General features: G+C 39.7%; 1 protein-coding gene and 2 pseudogenes. 2 read left to right on the top strand and 1 reads right to left on the bottom strand.

Translation table 11 applies throughout. The annotated features are described in order from the left end of the window. Both ACNPNW_RS16295 and ACNPNW_RS16300 read left to right on the top strand, forming a co-directional pair. Window positions 1-637, top strand: a 637-nt coding sequence (locus ACNPNW_RS16295; RefSeq protein ID WP_448767189.1) for an IS3 family transposase, incomplete at its 5' end; no start/stop codon positions are given. A gap of 370 nt (window positions 638-1,007) precedes the next feature. Next, window positions 1,008-1,194, top strand: a pseudogene (locus tag ACNPNW_RS16300) (transposase); the annotation flags it as partial. On the opposite strand, the pseudogene ACNPNW_RS16305 reads toward ACNPNW_RS16300, so the two are convergent. Continuing rightward, window positions 1,190-1,576, bottom strand: a pseudogene (locus tag ACNPNW_RS16305) (IS66 family transposase); the annotation flags it as partial. The pseudogenes ACNPNW_RS16300 and ACNPNW_RS16305 sit on opposite strands and share 5 nt — an antisense overlap. Between the last annotated feature and the right edge of the window lie 164 nt (window positions 1,577-1,740).

Here is a 1,740-nt window from a genome sequence, read left to right on the forward strand (position 1 = left end):
ATTAATGAAAAAGCTAGGTATACAAGGTGTTTGGCGAGGTAAGAACAAACAAACCACCCGTAGCCGAGATGATCAAAAACGAGCGAATGATTTAGTGAAACGTAATTTTAGTGCTGATCATCCAGATCAGCTGTGGGTCAGTGACTTTACGTATATTCAAACCAAGTCAGGTTGGGTCTATACCGCATTTATTATTGATGTGTTTTCACGAGCAATTGTTGGATGGAAAGTATCAACACGTATGAATACAGATATGGTGCTTGATGCATTAGAACAAGCTTTGCATGATCGAGGTATGCCAAAGAATGTAATTCATCATTCCGATAGAGGTGTGCAATATCTTTCCATTCGCTATACCAATCGTCTAGAAGCAGCAAATTTACGAGCGTCAGTCGGTACAACTGGTGATTCATACGATAATGCTTTGGCTGAAACAGTGAATGGCTTATACAAAACAGAGGTGATTGAATATTTAAAAGCAGATTGGCAAGGTTTAGCGGATGTACAACTTGCGACACTCAACTGGGTAGATTGGTTCAATAAAGAGCGTGTACACAGTGCATTGGGTTACAAGTCGCCTTTTGAGTTTGAAGCAATGTACTATGATAAGATTAACCCGTTAGGTCAGGTGGCCTAACTTAAATAAAAAAGTCTCCGACAAACCCGGTACGGTTCAAAGTGCAAGTGCAATTCCGCAGTTTATTGAACTTTTAGCTAAGCAGTCTGACTCTTACTATACTCTAGATACTAATAGAGTATAAAGTCTATGCTATACAGAATGATAAATTCTGTATAGCTAAATCTAAAAAATATAGATTAGACCTCTTGCGAAAGTATCGTTTTACCTAATTTTTGAATTGGCTAAAACCTTATAATATGTAGCTTTTGGCTGTTTAAATTTTAAATTTTGACTAACGCAAGACGTCTATTTTTATAAATATTTTTTTATTCTTAGGGCGTGTCATCAATTAGCTTGAGAAAATATTACCGGTCCTCATAATTTTTTCATGACTAAACGCTATGCATTAAAAGATGATCAGTGGGAACAGGTTAAAGATCTGTTACCTGGACGAATGGGTACTGTTGGAGTAACGGCCAAAGATAACCGACTATTTGTTGAAGCGCTATCGTTCAGGTATCCCGTGGCGAGACTTATTCGAACGCTTTGGTGATTTTAGAGTCGTGCATACTCGCTTTTCTGCGCAGCTGTATTCATTTTATCTGCATTCAGTCGTTCCAGTTCCAGGTCAACCGCAGCAATATCTTCTTCAACCGCTTCGTCCCATAGGTGGATTTGTTTTGCGGTGAGATGTTCATTTTTACTACCGAATTTATACTGTTTAAATAGCGCAAGTTCATGCTCGTATTTTTGAGTGAGAACAGAGAGATGTTGGTTGCATGCTTCAAGATGTTGAACTTTGGCATCCAATTGCTGATTTGATACTTCAAGATGCTGAACTTTGGTATCTAATTGTTGTTTATCTTCTGCGAGTTGTTGATGCTGCAGCGCTAGCTGTCTGGTAAATTCCAGCAGTTGTTCATGGGTCAGTTGGCTTAAGTCAGGCAGCATTTTAATGACCGCAGTATGCCTGAGGTCATGACGCAGAGGAAATAGAACGTTTGGAGAATAGCAGAATGTACCAAGCTGGTTTAGAGCATCGTCACCACCAATGCGCTGCCAAGGCAAACCCTGGATCAGTGACTGTAACTGTTCCAGACTGATCGCCATGCTTTCACCCT

It is taken from the genome of Acinetobacter endophylla, assembly GCF_053543775.1.